Origin of the sequence: Lentzea kristufekii (genome assembly GCF_033949925.1) — a bacterium.
Lineage (GTDB): Bacteria > Actinomycetota > Actinomycetes > Mycobacteriales > Pseudonocardiaceae > Lentzea > Lentzea kristufekii.
The window spans coordinates 76,289-95,160 of the sequence record NZ_JAXAVV010000016.1 but is presented as its reverse complement, the minus strand read 5'-3'; the positions used below and the strand labels follow the sequence as shown (position 1 = coordinate 95,160).

9 protein-coding genes and 1 tRNA gene are annotated in these 18,872 nt (G+C 68.2%); 8 read left to right on the top strand and 2 right to left on the bottom strand.

The window, feature by feature from the left end:
* Window positions 1-53 precede the first annotated feature (53 nt).
* Entirely contained in the window at window positions 54-4,283 is a 4,230-nt protein-coding gene (locus tag SK571_RS29635; protein WP_319987369.1) for a GH92 family glycosyl hydrolase, read from the top strand.
* 262 nt (window positions 4,284-4,545) lie between these two features.
* Here SK571_RS29635 and SK571_RS29630 read toward each other — a convergent pair whose 3' ends face one another.
* Window positions 4,546-5,454 (bottom strand): cation diffusion facilitator family transporter, encoded by a 909-nt coding sequence (locus tag SK571_RS29630; protein ID WP_319987368.1) that lies wholly within the window; start codon window positions 5,452-5,454, stop codon window positions 4,546-4,548.
* 150 nt (window positions 5,455-5,604) lie between these two features.
* Between SK571_RS29630 and SK571_RS29625 the strand changes: the two genes are divergently transcribed.
* Window positions 5,605-5,676: transfer RNA gene (locus SK571_RS29625), tRNA-Arg, on the top strand.
* 330 nt (window positions 5,677-6,006) lie between these two features.
* Here the strand turns inward: SK571_RS29625 and SK571_RS29620 are convergent.
* On the bottom strand, window positions 6,007-6,342 hold the full coding sequence (locus SK571_RS29620; protein ID WP_319987367.1) for a hypothetical protein: 336 nt from the start codon (window positions 6,340-6,342) through the stop codon (window positions 6,007-6,009).
* Window positions 6,343-6,531: 189 nt separating this feature from the next.
* On the opposite strand from SK571_RS29620, the gene SK571_RS29615 reads away from it, so the two are divergent.
* The 6 genes from SK571_RS29615 (at window position 6,532) to SK571_RS29590 (ending at window position 18,827) form a co-directional block, all read left to right on the top strand.
* Window positions 6,532-7,878 carry a hypothetical protein gene (locus SK571_RS29615; RefSeq protein WP_319987366.1) on the top strand — a complete coding sequence of 449 codons (1,347 nt, stop codon included), beginning with the start codon at window positions 6,532-6,534 and terminating at the stop codon, window positions 7,876-7,878.
* Window positions 7,879-8,093: 215 nt separating this feature from the next.
* Window positions 8,094-9,272: a helix-turn-helix domain-containing protein gene (locus SK571_RS29610; protein WP_319987365.1), complete on the top strand. Its 1,179-nt coding sequence runs from the start codon at window positions 8,094-8,096 to the stop codon at window positions 9,270-9,272.
* Window positions 9,273-9,402: 130 nt separating this feature from the next.
* A complete protein-coding gene (locus SK571_RS29605; RefSeq protein ID WP_319987364.1) occupies window positions 9,403-10,227 on the top strand; it encodes an SDR family NAD(P)-dependent oxidoreductase in 825 nt (274 codons plus the stop codon).
* A gap of 30 nt (window positions 10,228-10,257) precedes the next feature.
* Window positions 10,258-11,595 carry an acyltransferase domain-containing protein gene (locus SK571_RS29600; RefSeq protein WP_319987363.1) on the top strand — a complete coding sequence of 446 codons (1,338 nt, stop codon included), beginning with the start codon at window positions 10,258-10,260 and terminating at the stop codon, window positions 11,593-11,595.
* Window positions 11,592-17,027 (top strand): SDR family oxidoreductase, encoded by a 5,436-nt coding sequence (locus tag SK571_RS29595; RefSeq protein ID WP_319987362.1) that lies wholly within the window; start codon window positions 11,592-11,594, stop codon window positions 17,025-17,027. Before SK571_RS29600 ends, SK571_RS29595 begins: the two co-directional genes overlap by 4 nt.
* Window positions 17,028-17,039: 12 nt before the next feature.
* Window positions 17,040-18,827, top strand: a complete 1,788-nt coding sequence (locus SK571_RS29590; protein ID WP_319987361.1) for an acyl-CoA dehydrogenase — start codon at window positions 17,040-17,042, stop codon at window positions 18,825-18,827.
* Window positions 18,828-18,872: the final 45 nt, after the last annotated feature.

Sequence of the window (18,872 nt, the reverse complement as noted above, 5' to 3'; positions counted from 1 at the left end):
GTGCAGAAAAGGTCCCCACCAAAAGGGGCAGGCCAGGCGGCGGAAGGGTTGCAATGAGGCAACTGGGGAAGAGACGAACCAGAACTCTGTTGAGCGTTGCGATCACTGCGACACTGGTGTGCGGCGTCACCAACGGCTACGCGGCCGCCGCACCAGAGGAGCAAGGCGTGGGCTTTTCGTCGTCCTTTGAGGACGGTCAACCGCAACCGTCGTGGGTCAGCACGGTCGAGACCGACGCGGCGGGGCAGCCGAAGGCGGCGGGCGTGATCGGCTCGAGCGGCACCGGGCTGCCCGGCAACGTCGCCGACAAAGCGACTTTGGCGGTCAACGGTGAGAACGACGGCTCGGGCGAGGGCAAGGCCGAGCTCATCGACGGCACCACCAGCACCAAGTGGTTGGTCTTCGCCACGACCGGCTGGGTGACGTTCGACTTCGGGACGAGCTCCCAGACGATCAAGAAGTACTCGCTCGCCTCGGCGAACGACGCACCGGAGCGCGACCCGAAGGACTGGACGCTGCAGGGCTCGAACGACGGCACGAACTGGACCGTCCTCGACACCCGCGCCGGCGAGAACTTCACCGACCGGTTCCAGACCAAGGTCTACGACATCGCCTCCCCGGCGTCGTACCAGCACTACAAGCTCGACATCACGGCGAACCACGGCGCGAACATCGTGCAGCTCGCCGAGGTCGAGCTGTCCGACGGCACGACGACGCCCCCGGCGCCGAACATGCGCAGCCTCGTCGGCAACGGCCCCACCGGCGGCTACACGGCCAAGTCGCGGGTCGGCTGGACGGGCGTGAAGGCGTTCCGCGCCCAGGGCAAGCACACGACCGAGGGCCGTGCGTACAGCTACAACAAGGTCTTCGACGTCGACGTCCCGGTCAACTCCAAGACCGAGCTGTCGTACATGATCTTCCCGGACTTCGTCACCGACAACCTGAACTACCCGAGCACGTACTCGTCGGTCGACCTCGCGTTCTCCGACGGCACGTACCTGAGCGACCTCAAGGCCGTCGACCAGCACGGCGCGACGCTGTCGCCGCAGGGCCAGGGCGCGGGCAAGTTCCTGTACGCCAACCAGTGGAACAAGGTGGCGTCCACGATCGGCGCCGTCGCGGCCGGCAAGACGATCAAGCGGATCCTGGTCGCCTACGACGGCCCCAAGGGCCCGACGGAGTTCGGCGCCTGGTTCGACGACATCCGCATCGGCGACGTCGTCACCAAGCAGTACGCGAAGCCTTCCGACTACGTGCTGACCACGCGGGGCACGAACTCGAACGGCTCGTTCTCGCGGGGCAACAACTTCCCGGCGACCGCGGTGCCGCACGGCTTCAACTTCTGGACCCCGATGACCAACGCGGGTTCGCAGAGCTGGCTGTACGAGTACCAGCAGCGCAACAACGCGCAGAACCTGCCGACGCTGCAGGCGTTCACGACCTCCCACGAGCCCAGCCCGTGGATGGGTGACCGCCAGACGTTCCAGGTCATGCCGTCGGACAAGGCGCCGACCCAGGACCGGGCGCTGCGGGCCCTGCCGTTCCGGCACGACAACGAGGTCGCGAAGGCGCACTACTACGGCGTGACCTTCGAGAACGGCATGAAGACCGAGATCGCGCCGACCGACCACGCGGCGGTCTTCCGGTTCACGTTCACCGACGAGGGCCAGAAGAACCTCGTGTTCGACAACGTGAACAACCTCGGTGGTGTCACCCTCGACGCCGCCAACGGTGTCGTCACGGGCTACTCGGACGTCAAGAGCGGCCTCTCCACCGGCGCGACCCGCCTGTTCGTCTACGGCAAGGTCGACAAGGCGGTCACGGCGAGCGGCCGGCTCACCGGCGCGGGCCGTGACAACGTGGGCGGCTACTTCTCGTTCGGCGACAAGACCGTCGAGCTGCGGATCGCCACCTCGCTGATCTCCGTCGACCAGGCCCGGGCCAACCTCGAGCAGGAGGTCTCGGCGTCCGACACGTTCGACGCCGTGCGCGACCGCGCCCAGGCCGCGTGGGACAAGATCCTCGGCATCATCTCGGTCGAGGGCGCGTCCGAGGAGCAGCTGATCACGCTGTACTCCAACATGTACCGGCTCTACCTCTACCCGAACTCGGGCTTCGAGAAGGTCGGCGACAAGATCCAGTACGCGTCCCCGGTGTCACCCCCGGTCGGTGAGAGCACGCCCACGAAGACGGGCGCGAAGATCGTCGACGGCAAGGTCTACGTCAACAACGGGTTCTGGGACACCTACCGCACGACCTGGCCCGCCTACAGCCTCTTCACGCCGTCCAAGGCGGGCGAGATGGCCGAGGGCTTCGTCCAGCAGTACAAGGACGGCGGCTGGATCTCGCGCTGGTCCTCCCCCGGTTACGCGGACCTGATGACGGGCACGAGCTCCGACGTGGCGTTCGCGGACGCGTACCTCAAGGGCGTCTCGAACTTCGACATCAAGGCGGCCTACGACGCCGCGGTGAAGAACGCGTCCGTCGTGCCGCCGAGCAACAACGTCGGCCGCAAGGGCATGGACCGGTCGATCTTCCTCGGCTGGACCGGCAACGACCAGCTGCACGAGGCGTGGTCGTGGGCGATCGAGGGCTACCTCAACGACTTCGGCATCGCGTCGATGGCGAAGGCGCTGCACGAGAAGACGGGCGAGAAGCGGTACGCCGAGGAGTACGAGTACTTCCTCAACCGCGCCCAGAACTACGTGCTGACGTTCGACAAGCGGATCGACTTCTTCCAGGGACGCAACGTCGACGGCTCGTGGCGCGTCGAGGACCCGGCGAAGTACAACCCGCAGGACTGGCGCTACGACTACACCGAGACCAACGGCTGGAACATGGCGTTCACGGTGCCGCACGACGGGCAGGGCCTCGCGAACCTGTACGGCGGGCGGGACAAGCTGGCGCAGAAGCTCGACTCGTTCTTCACCCTGCCGGAGACCGCGAAGTTCCCCGGCGGCTACGGCGGCGTGATCCACGAGATGATCGAGGCGCGGGACGTGCGGATGGGCCAGTACGGCCACTCCAACCAGCCGTCGCACCACATCGCCTACATGTACAACTACGCGGGCAAGCCCTCGGGCACCCAGGAGAAGGTGCGCGAGATCCTGTCGCGCCTGTACGTGGGCTCGCAGCAGGGCCAGGGCTACGCGGGTGACGAGGACAACGGCGAGATGTCGGCCTGGTACCTCTTCTCGTCGCTGGGCTTCTACCCGCTGCAGATGGGCAAGCCGGCCTACGCGATCGGTTCGCCGCTGTTCACCAAGGCGACCGTCAAGCTGGAGAACGGCAAGAAGCTCGTCATCAACGCGCCGAAGAACAACGCGAAGAACATCTACGTGCAGGGCGTGAAGGTCAACGGCAAGACGTGGAACAAGACGTCGCTGCCGCACGACCTGCTCTCGGCCGGCGCCACGATCGACTTCGACATGGGTCCGAAGCCTTCCGCGTGGGGCACGGGCGTGAACGACGTGCCGGACTCGATCACCACCGGTGACGCCGTCCCGACGCCGTTGCGCGACGTCTCGTCCGGCGTTGCTGTCGGTGCGCTGGCCGACAACAACTCCTCGACCTCCGCAGTGGTGAAGTCCTTCGACTTCAAGGCCGCGGACACGAAGGAGAAGGCGGAGTTCTACACGCTGACCAACGGCAAGACGGGCACGTCGCCGTCGGCGTGGGAGCTGAAGGGCTCCTACGACGGCAAGACGTGGTCCACGGTCGACAAGCGTTCCGGTGAGAGCTTCCAGTGGCAGCAGTACACCCGGTCGTTCAAGATCGCCTCGCCGGGCCGGTACAACTTCTACCGGCTGGAGTTCTCCGGCGACGTGACGCTGGCCGAGTTCGAGCTGATGTCGAAGCCGCTGCCCGCCGCCACCACCACGGTGACGGGCACGGTCAACGGTCCGCTGCAGGTCAAGGGCGTGACCTATGTGGACGGTGCCACGATCAGCGGCCCGGTGACCGTGCAGAAGGGCGCCACGCTCTACGTCTTCGGCGGCGAGATCAAGGGCCCGCTGTCGGCGGCCGACGCGGCGTCCGTGGTGCTGGTCGGCACGAAGGTCGGCGGCCCGGTGACCGTGCACGGTTCTTCGTCGGAAGTCGCGGTGGAGAACTCCTCGGTCGGTGGCCCTGTGTCACTGACGTCGAACAAGACCAGGTCAGTCGTGGCGGCCACCTCGGTCGGCGGGCCGTTGTCCTGCACGGGCAACGACCCGGCGCCGTCGAACAACGGCTTCGCGAACGACGTGAAGGGTCCGAAGGCAGGACAGTGCGCTGGGCTGTAGTGCGTAACTGACCTTCGTTCAGACGAGGAAGGCCGCGTTCCGTCACGGAGCGCGGCCTTTCCCGTTCACCTGAAAGGATCTATCCCTTTCAGACATACTTCGATGAGATCTTGGCAGTTCGCGTGCGGTGACTGGGGAGGCTGTTGTGGTGCCGTTCGAACGAGGCCGCGTGTGGGTGGCGGTGCCGCAACCCAGGCTTCCTGAGGTTCCGTCACGAACCGGCGCGCAGTCCACTAAGGACGGGATCCGCGACCTGCCCGGCTCACCACGAAAGCTCCCGGCACCGCTGCGCTGACGAGCCGCCCTCGACCTGCAGCGTCGCGTGCTCGATGTGGTACTTGGTCGCCAGCAACGACTGCGCGGCCTTGAGCACGTTCTCGTGATCGGCGTCCTTCGCGGTGGCGAGGTGCGCCGAACACACCTCCATGCCGCTGGTGAGCGTCCACACGTGCAGGTCGTGCGCCTCGGTGACCCCGGGCAGCTCGGTGAGCGCCTTCTGCATCTCGGTGACGTCCAACCGCTCCGGCGCGTGCTGGAACAGGATGTGCAGCGCGTTCTTGGCCAGCGTGTACGTCCGCGGCAGCACCCACACGCCGATCAGCACACCCATGATCGGGTCCGCGTACTTCCAGCTGGTGGTGATCGTGACCAGCGCGGAGATGAGCACACCCACCGACCCGATGAGGTCGGCCAGCACCTCGAGGTACGCGCCCCTGACGTTGATGCTCTCCTTGGCGCCCTCCTTGAGGACGCTGAAGGAGACGAGGTTGGCGGCGAGCCCCAGCGTCGCGGCGATGAGGACAGGCCACCCCGGCACGCTGGGCGGGTCCTGGAACCTGCCGGCCGCCTCGTAGATCACGTACCCGGCCACCCCGAAGAGCAGCACGGCGTTGGCCAGCGCGGCCAGCACCTCGGCCCGGTAGAAGCCGAACGTGCGGTTCTTCCCGGCCTTGGCCCTCCTGGCGACCATGATCGCGGCCAGGGCCATGCCGACCCCAAGCACGTCGGTGAGCATGTGCGCGGCATCGGAGATCAAGGCGAGCGAGGACGTCGCGAACCCCACGACGAACTCCACCACCATGAAGACCGCGCCGATGCCGAACGCGATCCAGAGCTTCCCGGCGTGCTGCCCGCTCGCCGACGCTGATCCGTGTCCATGGCCGTGACCCATGCTTCGGAACATATAGCGACATGCGCATGAGTGCAATCCGGAGCATTCCTCACCAGCGCCTTCGTGACGGAGGCCACGCTCCGGGGCGCTATCGGGGGTAGGTGTGAAACACAGTCGCGTGAGTGCGCTAGGATCTTCCACGTAGCTACGGCCCCCGTAGCTCAGGGGATAGAGCACCGCCCTCCGGAGGCGGGAGCGCAGGTTCGAATCCTGCCGGGGGCACCCAGAACATGGGCAACATCAACAGGCGAGCGGCTGGTACTTGAAGACACCTTCAAGGTGTGAGTACCAGCCGCTCGCTTGTGTTCGACGTGGGGCCATCTTGGTGCCTCCACACCCCAGCTGATCAGCGCGGTCAGTCATCATGGTTGCGACGGCGCAGCAGTATGGCGAGCGCTGGCGTTGCGGGTGGCGGCGGGGCACGCGCGCCTTGCGCGCCCGGTCGTCGAGGGGGACCGGACCGGCGATCAGGGTTGCGAGTCCGGTCAATCGGTAGGCCAGCCGGACGTGGCAGGCCACGACTCAATTCCAGTCTCCGGTCGTACTTCGAGCTCAGGCTCCGGTCGCCATGACGACAGGGCCATGCGGCAACGACATCAGCTCTGGACCTCGGTCGGAGTGCACCTCGATATATCCGCCGTGGTGGCCGAGCAGCGCCGACTCGATCGCCGCCAGCAGTTCGATCATCAGGCTGGTGGCACGCTGCGCCGTGGCGGCACGAACGACGACATGGGCTCGGGCACCCGACGGCCCCATGTCGTTGGTCAGTTGCACCAGCACGACGTGGTCGCGGGACAGTCTCATCGACACCCGGTCACATCTGCCTGTCCAGACTTTCATGATCAGATCGGCGCGGACCAAGCCGTTCTCCTCGGTGCGCAGCCACACCTGCGGCCACGCCCGGAAGTGCCTCGCGTCCAGGCCCCTCCTCGATTCCAACCCGATCAGTTACTTCTACGCACCGCTGTCGACTCGGCACAATTAGTAAGCACCCGCAAGTGCCGGCAGGGAAGCCACCAACCACGCCAGAGGCGTCAAGAACTCGGCCGAGTTAAACGCCGACCGGAGGGCCTGTGAATGCAGCCACGAGTTCCCAACATCGCGCTCCGCTTGCTGCTGGCTGAGGCGGGCTGGACCGGTGAGGCGCTGGTCCGGAAGGTCAACCAGCTTGGCGCCGAGGCCGGCCTGTCGCTGCGCTACCAGCGTGCATCGGTCACCCAGTGGCTGTCCGGCGTCAAGCCGAGGCCACCTGTCCCGGAACTCGTGGCCGAAGGACTCTCCCGCGCGCTTGGACGTCGTGTCACGGTCGGTGACACCGGGCTCGGCCGGACCGGCGAGACCGACCTGAGCGCATGGTGGGGAGATTCCGTGGCGAGGCTCATTGATCCGGAACGCCGAGCGTTGCTCGTCGGTGCGGCCTACAGCGTCGCCGCTCTCGTCGTGCCCGCGTGGACCACCGTGGGATCGGCACGGCTCGGTGCGCCGAGCCAGACGGCCGACGACATCCGGGTGGGACGACCGGAAGCGGCGTCGGCGGCGGCGATGATCCGCGTGTTCTCCGACAGTGACGCGGCACTCGGTGGCGGCTACGCCAGACGGGCGCTGGCCGGCTACCTGAGCACCACCATCGCGCCCTGGCTCCGCGCGGACACGAATCCGGGACTGCGTCGCGAACTGCTCACGACTGCGGCGCGGCTGAGCTATCTATGCGGCTTCATGTGCTTCGACGACGAGTTGCACGGCAGCGCTCAGCACTACTACCTGACCAGCCTGCGTCTGGCGGCCGAAGGCGGCGACGCGTACGGCTATGCCATCGCCTTGCGGGCGCTGAGCGTCCAGGCACATCATCTGGGGCACCACCCACAGTCGCTCGACCTGGCGGAGGCCAGCGTGCGGACTGCCTCCACCCGGACTCCCCCGCACAGCAGTGCATTCCTCCTCGGCCAGCTGGCCGTCGCCCATGCCGCGGTCGGCAACCGTCGCGACGCCGCGACGACGCTGAACGCCGCAGATCGGCACCTCGCCCGGTCCGTCGACTCCACCGCCGCGGTGGGTGCGTACCACCCGGCGTCGCTGGCGCACCATTACGCGGCTGTCGCAGTGTGTTTCGGCGATCGTGCGACTGCGACACGGGCGCTGGCGTCCTCACTCAGGTGCCGTCCCCACAGGGAACGCCGCTCCCGTGCCGTCACCCTCGCGCAGCTGGCGGAGCTCCAGTTCGCTGAAGGACGTCTCGAGCAAGCGTGCTCGACCTGGCAGGACTTCCTCGACGACTATCCGCTTCTGTGCTCACGACGAGCCGACCGTGCGATGGCCTCGTTGCGTGCGCACGCTCGCGCGCATCGGCGGAACCCGGTAGCTCGTGCACTGTTGGAACGAGCGAGCACCCTCACTGTCGCGGCGAAAGGGCCACGCGTGCCGTGACGCGGTTCCCCCGCGGTGGTGATCACCGCCGCGCCCGCGGGCACACCAACTCGTCAAGTTCCACGCAGTTCTGGACGCATCGCCCTCTCTCGGCGGATTACTTCGCAGCGTGATCGCCCGTTTTACTGAGCGTGATCAGGGTGCTTCCGCGTCGAATCGGATCGCGGGAGCAGGGCGAAGTCGGCCAGGGAGGTTCTGTGAGCGCGGGATGTGAGTTGACGATCGGCCGGCGGATCGAACTGCTTCGACGGAGGCGGGGGTTGTCCCGTCAGGCGTTCGCCGGGCTGGTGGGCTACAGCGCCGAGTGGTTGCGACAGGTGGAGAGAGGCGACCGCCGACTGGACAAGCTCACCACACTGCTCCGCGTCGCCGAGGTTCTGCGAGTGGAGGACGTCAGTTCGTTCATCGGCATCGTCGTCCCACCACAGCGAAGGCAGCCCGGTGAGAGCACAGCTCCCTCCGACGTGTGCCGGGCGCTGTTCCATCCTGGGTCATCAGAGTCCGCGACCGTGGATCTCGGCGCACTGAGTGACAGGCTCGAGGCGACGTGGACCGGGTGGCAAGGCTCGACCCACCGCTACAGCCTCATGCAACGCTGCCTACCGCCCTTGCTGGATCAGGTCTGCCGGTTGGCCGCCGACGACGGTCCGGAGATCATGCGCATCACCGCGGAGACCTACCGCTTGACCGCGGCCTACCTCCGCCATGTCGACGATCCGCCTCTCGCTCTGCTCGCGAGCGAACGGGCGCTCAGCGCGGCCCACCGGTGTGGCGACGATCTGGTTCTCGCCGCCTGCGAAGGCGGGATGGCTTCCACTCTGTTGCTGCTCGGCTGTGCGGCCGATGCGGCGGACGTATGCCGTAGAGCGGCAGCCCGGCTGTCTCCCGGCATCCCCACCGATCCTCCGGAGATCGTCTCCGTCTGGGGCGCGACCCAGTTGATCGCCGCCGAGATCGAGGCGGTGCGCAACGATCACTTGGCGGCGTGGGAGTTGCTTGATCTGGCGGGCAAGGCAGCGGAGGTGCTCGGGCACGACCGCAACGATCTGCACAGCTCGTTCGGTCCCACGGACGTCGGCATCCACGCCGTTCGCGTCGAGATCGTCCTCGGTCGCATCCGCCGCGCACTTCGGCTCGCCAGCAAGGTCGACGTCAGCGGTGCGGTGACCAGTGAACGACAGGCCCGCCACTACATCGCGCTCGCGCGGGCACACGCCGCGGAACGCGACGCCGCCGCCGCGGCCTTCGCGCTGTTCCAAGCAGAGGAGGCGTGCGCCGAGGAGATCGCTTTCAACGGCGACGCGCATCAGGTCGTCCATGCCTTGCTCGACCTCGACGACGCGGCGGTGCGAAGCCATGTCTGGCGGCTCGCTGAACGAGCGAAGTTGCTGTGACGCCAACTCTTCTTGGTTTCGTGATCGCAAGTGTCGCCGGTTCCGCGACGTGCCAGCGAAGTTGCGACTTCGCGAGGGCACGCCCCGCAGGCTGGAGGCAGTTCGACGAGTCCGGTTTGGAGGCCAACCGATGCGGACGTTGACAGGGCAGTTCAGTCTCGAGGACAAGACAGCGCTGGTGACAGGTGCGTCTCGCGGTATAGGCAAGGCGATCGCTCTCGGATATGCCGAAGCCGGCGCCGACGTCGCCTTGCTCGCCCGTGGTACGACCGCACTGGAAGAGGTCGCGGACGAGGTCGAGCGGTTGGGGAGACGCGCGCTCGTGCTGACGTGCGATGTGAGCGACGGCGAGCAGATCAGGCGCGCGGTGGGCACGGCAGTGTCCGAGTTCGGCCAGCTCGACGTCGTGGTGAACAACGCGGGCGGTTTCGAGGTCGCCGGTCCCGTGCTGGAGCTCGAGTCTTCTGACTGGAGCACGGTGATGCGCGTCAACCTCGACTCCGTCTTCCACGTGTGTCAGGCCGTCGGGCGTCACCTGGTCAAGCGTGGCAGCGGATGCGTGCTGAACATCTCCTCCATCGCCGGGCTCGGTGGTGTGCCGATGATGGCTCCGTACGCCGCGTCCAAGGCCGCCATTATCTCGCTCACCCGCACGCTCGCCGCGGAATGGGGGAGCTCCGGGGTCCGGGTGAACGCGATGACGCCGGGCTGGATCAGCACCGAGCTGACCAAGGACATCCTCGGCAACCCGGACGCCGGGGAAGGGCTTCGCGCCGCGGTTCCACGCCAGCGGTTCGGCGAGCCGGCTGATCTCGTCGGTCCAGCCGTCTTCCTCGCCAGCGACGCCGCCCGCATGGTCACGGGTGCCTGTCTCACCATCGACGACGGGACCACCTGCTACGTCGGCGGCCCGGCCATGATCCAGATGCTCGCGCTCGGCCGTGTCGCCGTGTGACCTCTTCACACCAGTTCGTCAGGAGTTTCGATGTCCTCTCGCACGGTTTTCCTGTTCCCCGGTCTGGGCGCGTACTCGACCGGTGTGCTGCGCCAGGCGCGGCCGCACCACCGCCAGGTCGACGAAACCTTCCATGAGATCGACGAGGTGGCGGCGCAGCGTGGTCTGCCTCCGGTGTCGGCGTTGCTCTTCCACGACCGGCCCCGCACGATCCAGGAAATGCTCGCCGAGCCGGCCGAGTTGTTGCAGCTGGCCATCTTCGGCGCCTCGGTGGCGACGCACCGGATTCTGGTCGACCACGGCCTCGAACCCGACCTCCTCGTCGGTCACAGCTTCGGCGAGATGGCGGCGTTGGTCGCCGCCGGCGCGTTCAGCCTCGCCGACGGCGCTCGGCTGGTTTGCGCGCGGTGTGACGCGCTGCGCGACTGGGAAGGCCGTGGCGTGATGGCGGCGATCGGTACCAACGAGACCGCGGCCGCGCACCTGCCGGGTGTGCTGGACGAGCCGGACCTGGTCATCGGCTGCCTCAACGCGCCGCGGCAGACGGTGCTCACCGGCCCCGCCGCCGCCGTCGATCGCGCCGAGCGGGTGGCCAGGGCCCTCGATCTGCCGTTCGCCCGGTTGCAGCTGCCCTACGCCTCGCACCACCCCTCGATGCGGCCCGCTGTCACGACGTTCGTCGAGCTGATGGCGGACATCCGCCAGAAGCCCTTGCGCCGGGCGGTGTTCTCGCCGATCCATCTGCGCCGCTACACCGATGACGACGACCTCAAGCAAGCGCTCGCCGAGTGTCTGGTCCTGCCGGTGCTGTTCACCAAGACGGTGCGGGACCTGCATGCGGCCGGCTACAAGAACTTCGTCGAGGCCGGAGCGCTCAACACCTTGACGCGCTGCGTCGAGCTCACCGTGCCGGGCGTGCGGACCGAGGCGCCGCTCATCGATGCCGAACGCGAGAGCGAGGGGTTGAGCGCCGCGGCGAACACGAGTCCGCCGCGGCAGCGCACGACACCGGTGGCTGTGCCACGCGGAGCCGAGGACGCCGCGGCCGGGGTCGTGGCCCCGGCCGCACCTCGGCAGGTGCCCGAGCAACGGGCCGCGGAGCCGGTTTCCCGCGAGCAGGTGTTGCGGGAGCTGCGGGAGCTGTACGCGGCCGCGCTGGAGTACCCGCCGGACGTGCTCACCGAGGAGGTGCTGCTGGAGGCCGAGCTCGGTGTCGACTCGCTCAAGCAGACCTCGTTGCTGAACCGGGTCGTCGAGCGATTCGGCCTCGCTTCCTCCTCGGACCGGATGCGGGTGTGGGAACTGCCCACTCTCGGCCACATCGCCGATTACGTCGTCACTCGAGCCGATCAGCGGGTGATGTCATGAGCTCTGCGAACGAATCGTTCCGCGGCCGCGTCGTCCTGGTGACAGGCGGGGCGCGCGGCGTCGGCAGGGCGATCAGCACGGCGTTCGCCCGGCTGGGCGCGCATGTGATCGTGAACTACTTCCACGCGACTGAAGAAGCACCGGCGCTGGTGGCCGAGCTGCGGGAGGCGGGACACTCCGCCGAGCTGATCCGCGCGTCGGTCGCCATGCGGCCACAGGTGGACGCGATGTTCGACACCATCGCCGAGCGTCACGGCCGGCTCGACGTTCTGGTGAACAACGCCGCCGCGGGCGCACTGCTGCCACTGTCCGAACTGGACGAGTCGCACTGGCGCCGAGCGCTGGACACCAACCTGCGCGGGAGCCTCTGGTGCGCCCACCGGGCCGCGGCGCTGATGCGTGACGGCAGCGCGATCGTGAACCTGTCCTCGCTCGGCAGCACCATGGTGATCAGCGACTACCTGACCGTGGGCACATCGAAGGCCGCGGTGGAATCACTCACCCGCTACCTCGCCGTCGAGTTCGGTTCGAACGGGATCAGGGTCAACACCGCGTCCGGCGGCCTCATCGACGGCTCGGTCGCCGGGATGTTCCCACAGGCCGACCAGCTGGCCGCCAGGGTCAGGGCAGCCACCCCTCTCGGACACCGCCTCGGCACGGAGGAGGAGCTGGCCGAGCTGGTGGTCTTCCTCGCCTCACCGCAGTCTTCGTGGATCACCGGCCAGACTGTGGTGGCGGACGGCGGTCTTTCACTCGGTTCCTTCCTGCTGTCCCCCGCGGCACCGAACCCGGACGCCGCCGAGGTGCCCGAACCGCTGGGCAACCCCGACGACATCGCGATCGTCGGCATGGGTGTGGTCACTCCGGGCGCGAACACACCGGAGGAACTCTGGAAGGTGCTGAACGGATCGGAGCACGTCTTCACCGAACCGGCCAGCTTCGACATCGAGTCGTTCCAGTCCGACGATCCGGACGAGGAGGACCGCACCTACTCGCGGCGATCCGGTTTCATCACCCGGTTCGAGCCCCACCCCACCCTGCGCGCGGAGCTGGACGCCGGCACGGCACCGTGCGAGGAGTCCACGACGCTGTGGCTGCGGCACAGCCTGCTGCAGGCACTGGAGGGCGTCGGCCGCAACGCCGAGGACCGGTACTTCGCCTCGTTCGGCTACACCGCGGACGGAAGCCAGGACCTCGAAGAACACCTCGTGCTGTCCGGCTACACCCGCAGGATGGGCTTCGACCCGGAAGAGCGGCTCGCCAAGCGGTACCGCCGGTCGCACGCGCCCGCGTCGGAGTTCCTGCCGCACCGGGTCGGACGCAACGCCTTCCGAGGGCTGCTGCCGGAACAGACCGAGGTGGTGATGGTCGACACCGCCTGCTCGTCGTCGCTGTACGCCATCGATCTCGGCGTGAAGGCGTTGCGCGAGGGCACGTGTGACATCGCCGTCTGCGGGGGAGCCTTCGCTTACAGCGCTCGCAACCTCGTGCTGTTCTCCAAGTTGCGCGGCCTGTCGCGGACCGGCGAGGTGAGGTCGTTCGACCAGGGCGCGAGCGGCGTGCTGTTCTCCGATGGCGCGGGTGTGATCGTGCTGAAGAAGCTCTCCAGGGCGCGGGCGGACGGTGACCGGGTGCTCGGCGTCATCGACTCGGTCGGGATGTCCTGTGACGGCCGGGGCAAAGCCATCTACGCTCCCAACCCGGCCGGTCAGGTGCACGCGCTGCGCCGGGCCTACGACAAGTCCGAAGTGGACCCGGCCACTGTGAAGTGGGTGGTCGCGCACGCCACCGGAACGCAGGTGGGTGACAGCACCGAGGTCGGCACGCTGGACCAGGTTTTGGGCTCCGGCCCGCCCGCGTTGTTGTCGTCCAACAAACCCATCATCGGGCACACCGGCTGGACCGCGGGAGTCGTGTCGGTCGTCCAGGTGCTCAGCGGGTTGGAGCGCGGTGTGGTGCCGGCGCAGGCCTATCTGCGCAACCCCTTGTCCTCGTTGGAGAACTCCCGCTTCACGCCACCGACTGCCGTGACACCGCTGCCTTCCGGCACACCGCTGCGGGCCGCGATCTCGTCGTTCGGGTTCGGCGGAACCAACGCGCATCTGGTGCTCAGCCACCAGCCGCACGGTGCGGTGCCCTCCGCTTCGCCCGCCGACGACGACATCGTCGTGGTGGTGGGCTGGGCGGTCGACGTGCCCGGCGACGCCACCGATGTGCTCGGCTGGCTGCGGGGCACCGCGGCGGCACCGCCACCCGGCTTCGGCGACGAGTACCCGCTGCCGGGGTTCGACGAGGTGCGCCTACCCCCGACCACGCTGCGCAACATGGATCGCACCCAGATCATGCTCCTGCGTGCCGCTGCCCGCCTCGACGCCAAGGTGCGCGACGTGTGCACCGAGTTGCGCGACACGACCGGCGTGATCGCGGGCCACATGGGGCCGACTCGCCGAGCGGTGCACTATGCGCTGCGGTGCTACCTCGGTGATCTGCGCGCCGTGCTGCACGACGACGAGGCCGCCGTCCAGCGAGTCGCCGACGCGGTCCGTGCGCTCGTGCCGCCGAGCACCGAGGACGCGTTTCCGGGAATCATGCCGAACATCATTCCCGCGCGGCTTGCGTCGCTGTGGGACTTCCACGGTCTGAACAGCACGGTCGACGATGGGCCGGACTCCGGTCTGACCGCCATTCGCTGCGCGGAGCGGTACCTGCGTCACGGCGATCTCGACATCGCACTTGTGGCAGGCGTCAACGGCAACAGCACGCCGGAGTTCGCCGACGTGCTCGCCATGGCGGGGGAGCGAGGCGAAGTCGGGGAAGGCGCTTTCGTCGCCGTCCTCGCGCGGAAGGCGACAGCACAGGCCCAAGGGCTTCCGATCCTGGCCACGATCAGCACCGCCCTCGGTTCGTCTGATGTGGACAGTCGGCCGCGCCGGGTGCCACCGCTCAGTGACTGTGGTCGCACCTACCTCGGCGCCGACGGCGTGGTGGCGTTGCTGGCTCGGCTTGTCGGGCCCGGTGGTCGCGGCACCGTGGCGAGCACGGCGGACTGGGGCCCACAGATGACGATCCACGTGGCGCGGCCCGAAGCCGAGGACACCGCGGCGGACGAAACGCCGAGTGAGCGCGCGCGCACGTATCCGGTGCAGCGGACGGTTTGCCGGCTTGCGCCCGCCGCGGCTCGGCCCGCGTCCGCCGAGATCGCCGCGCTGCCGCCCCAGACTCTTCTGCTGGTGGACGACGAGAAGCTGGTGACGGGACTGACGTTGCCGCCTGGTGTGATCGCCGTGGTGGCGAAGGATGAACCGGTCGCCGCCGATGCGGCAGGACTGCCGGGACCGGAGTTCACCGTGCGGCATGTGCGGGTGGTCGCCGACCTCGGCGCGAGTGGCGACTCGGCCGACCACGTCGGCGCCGCGGCTCGGCTGCGCCCGCTGCACGACCTGGCCTACCTGGCGGCACAGCGGTGGACGGCGCAGGCCGGTGACTCGTTTGGGGTGATCCTGCTCGACTCGATGCGCGGCGACGTCGCTCACCCGGCGACAGGCCCGTTCACCGGTCTGGTCAAGAGCCTGGCGCGAGAACAAGATGCTGCCTTCGCGCTGGCGGTTCTCACCGACGGCACCTCACCGGACCGGGCACTGGAGGTGTGGCGGGTCGAGTCAGCGCACGACCACGAGTTCGCCGTCGTCGCGCACTCGAGAGGCAGTCGCCTGGCGCCGGCACTCATCGACGCCGACCTGCCGATGGGGCGCCGGGATCCGCTTCCGTCCGGTGCCGTGGTCGTCGCGGCCGGCGGCTCACGGGGACTGACCGCCGAACTCCTCCACGGTCTCGCCGCGCGCGTCACACCGACGATCTACCTGCTCGGCAGGTCTGCTCCGGGCACGGAGGACGTGCCGGAACGGTCGGTCTTCCTGGCCGAGGCGCTCAGGACGAGTCCGAACCGTCCGGTCGCGGAGCTCATCGCCGAGCACGACCGCCTGCGCGCGCAGGCACAGACGGCCCGCACGATGCGTCGGCTCGCCGACATCTGCGGTGCGGACCGAGTGCACCACATCGTCTGCGACCTCGCAGATCCCGTCGCCGTCGACCGCGCCGCCGACACGATCCTGTCCACCCATCCGCAGGTCGACCTGCTGCTCAACGCGGCGGGGTTGCACCGCGGAGGCAGCGTGCGCACCAGCACGCTGGAACAGGCGCGGGCGGTGCGTGACACGAAACTGCTGGCCCACCTGAACCTCAGTCGCGCCTTCGTCGGCAGGCGGCCTCGCCGGTGGATCAACTTCGGCTCGCTGCTCGCCGTGCTCGGCTGGCCGGGTGAGGCGGACTACTGCTCCGGCAACGACCTGCTCAACCAGGCCGCGGCCTGGCAGAGCGCGTTCGGCGACGGCCACGAGTCCACGCTGGCGTGGCCGCTGTGGGACGAGGCCGGGTTCGCGAGCGAACCCGTGACGCGTGAGCTTCTGCGCAAGCAGAACACGCTCACCGGACTGTCCAATGAGGACGGCGTTGCCCTGTTCCTCGACGAGCTGTCCGCTGGTGCGGACGCGCCCGTCGTGACCATGCTCGGCGGCAGCGAGCGTCGATGGCTGGCCGCGCGCCGCCGGGTGGCGCCCTGCCTGGCCACGGGCGAGAACGCGGTCTGGCGGCCTGATTCGAGTGCCGACGGATATCTCGATCACCATGTGCTGGCAGGTGTGCCGACGCTTCCCGGTGTGTTCGTCACCGAACTGGTCACGGCCGACGGTGTTCAGCCGCGCACCTTCCGGGGTCTGCGGTTCCACGCGCCAATCGCCGTGCCCGCACGGCGCGTCCCCGTGTACCGGGTGGTGCGCACCCCGTCCGGTGGGCTCAGCGTGCGCAGTGACGTGGTGGCGCCCAGCGGACCGGTGCTGCGCCGTGACCGGGTGCATGCCGAGGTGGCGGAGATCGGCACGTGCGGTCTCGGCGCCGTTCCACGCCAGGCCCGGCCCGTGCGGGAGGGACGCGCGGTAGTGCCGTCCCACTACCGGTCCACCGGTCGCGTGGTGCTCTCCGGCCCGTTCCGTTCGCTGTCCGATGTCCGGATCGGCGTTGGTTCCACGACCGCGTCCTTCACGCCGCGGTTCGGTGAGTGGGAACGACGGTTCGCCGGGTTCCGGCTGCCCGTGCTGCTGATGGACGCGATGGTGCAGCTGGGCCTGATCATCACGCAGACCACCAATGGTCATGACCAGGACGCTCCCGTTCCGGTGGGGATCGGGTTGATCGAACTGTTCACCACGTCGAACGACGTCGACCTGCTCGACGCGCACGGCCGCGACGTGCTCGTGTGTGCCGACAGCGAAGGCGTGCACGCCCTTGCACCGGACGGCACGGTTCTCGTGCGGATGAACGGTCTTGAGTGGACGACGCGCGGACGGCTCACCGCCGCGTCCGCCGCCGGCCGGTGAGCAGGAGGAATGATGGACGACATCTCGCATCGCGATCTGCGCGCACTCGTGCACGCAACCGCTGACCAGTCCACTGCGGACTTACTGGCGGATCTGTCCGCCGAACCGCTCTTCGATCATCACGACGGCCTCGGCAACGAGGAGCAGTGCCGTCTCACCTACCGTCGGCTGCGCAGGCTCGGCGAACAGCTGGGCCCCGTGAGCAAGCTGCTGTCCGACCCGCCGCGTCTGTTCACCACGCTCGAATGGTGCGCGGTGACCAGTCCTTCCCTGTTCCTCGCGACCACCCTGCACACCTGTCTGGGATTGGGGACGATCGACGAGTTCGGCCGGGGCCGGGACGACATCGCCGACTGGATCGGCGAGCTCGACTCCCTCAAGTCGTTCGGCTCGCTCCTGGTCACCGAGTCGGGACTGGGCAACAGCCACGTCGGCATCAGGACCGAGGCGGTGCACGATCCGTTGACCGGCGAGTTCGTGTTGCACACACCGGACGACGCGGCCGGCAAGTTCATGCCGAACGTCGGTCTGGACGGAGTTCGCAAACTGGGCGTCGTCTACGCCCGCCTGATCACTTCAGGCGCTGACCGCGGTGTGTTCGGCTTCGTCCTGCCGATCCGCGACGAGAACGGACCGCAGCCGGGAATCTGTATCACCGCGTTGCCGGAGGCGCCGTTCCTCCCGCTGGACTACGCCGCCATCGCGTTCGACCGGGTGCGGATACCCGCGCGCAGCCTCCTGCACGACAGCGCGCGTCTGGAGGCCGACGGCCGGTTCCACGATCCGCTGGGCGGACCCGAGGAACGGCTGCTGCGTTCGCTCGACGTCCGGCACAGGGCGTGGGTGGCATGTGCGTCGGCCCTCGCCGCGGTGATTCGAACCACGGCCGCGCTGGCGATCCGGTTCTCCGCCGATCGGCGAACTCTGTCCCGCAGCGCACCCGAGCAACCGGTGCTCGCGTACCGCAGTCAGCAACTGCCGCTGGTCGGCGCGCTGGCCGAGGCCTACGCGCTCACCAGCCTCGTGAACCGGGTGAAGCGAACGTGGAGCGGTGCCGAGAGCGATCCTGACCCCAGCTGGAGTTCCGGCTTCACGCGCACTGTCGGATTGGTGAAGGCACAGTGCGGGACGGCGGCGGAACGGGTCGCAAGCGAGTGCGCGCAGCGATGCGGGGCACATGGCATGTTCGGCGTCAACCGGTTCGCCGGTTATCTGGGGCTCGGACACGTGCTCGGCCCGGCTGCAGGCGACAGTCGCCTGATCACCCTGGAGGCGGCCAAGGCCATGGCGGCGGGCACGGCGTACCGGCCGCCTTCACCGCGGATCACGCAGCCGAACCGCAGGGACATCTCACAGCCCCGAATCGCGCTCGACCTGATCGCCCTGCATGAACGGGGTCTGCACGAGACGCTCGCAGACGGCATGCGCACCGCGGTCCGGCGCGGGCAACCACCGTTCGAGGCGTGGAACAACCGCAGCTGGCTGGCCTCGGAGCTCGTCGAGGCGCACATCACCCGCCTGACGCTGGAAGCCCTGCTGGCGGATGCGGACCGTCTGAGTGACGGCCACGGCAAGGATTCGGTGATTCGGCTCGCGTCGTTCTTCGCACTGCGCCACATCGAGAGCAGCTCGGGTTGGTATCTGGCTGAGGAAGTGCTGACAGCACAACAGGTGCGGATGATTCCCGTCGCGCTTAACCTGCTGTGCGAACGCCTCTACCCCGACGCGGTGTCACTGGCTGACGCGTTGCAAATGCCTGGCTCGACAGTCACCGCCGCGCAGTTCTCGACGTCGCACTGACTGTCACACGGAACTGGGCCCCTGTCCTTCGGACAGGGGCCCAGT

Excerpts from the sequence above, each read along its gene's own strand:
- SK571_RS29605 (WP_319987364.1), top strand. The coding sequence starts at position 9,403 with ATGCGGACGTTGACAGGGCAGTTCAGTCTCGAGGACAAGACAGCGCTG.
- SK571_RS29630 (WP_319987368.1), bottom strand. The coding sequence starts at position 5,454 with ATGGGTCACGGCCATGGACACGGATCAGCGTCGGCGAGCGGGCAGCAC.
- SK571_RS29615 (WP_319987366.1), top strand. The coding sequence starts at position 6,532 with ATGCAGCCACGAGTTCCCAACATCGCGCTCCGCTTGCTGCTGGCTGAG.
- SK571_RS29590 (WP_319987361.1), top strand. The coding sequence starts at position 17,040 with ATGGACGACATCTCGCATCGCGATCTGCGCGCACTCGTGCACGCAACC.
- SK571_RS29600 (WP_319987363.1), top strand. The coding sequence starts at position 10,258 with ATGTCCTCTCGCACGGTTTTCCTGTTCCCCGGTCTGGGCGCGTACTCG.
- SK571_RS29595 (WP_319987362.1), top strand. The coding sequence starts at position 11,592 with ATGAGCTCTGCGAACGAATCGTTCCGCGGCCGCGTCGTCCTGGTGACA.
- SK571_RS29635 (WP_319987369.1), top strand. The coding sequence starts at position 54 with ATGAGGCAACTGGGGAAGAGACGAACCAGAACTCTGTTGAGCGTTGCG.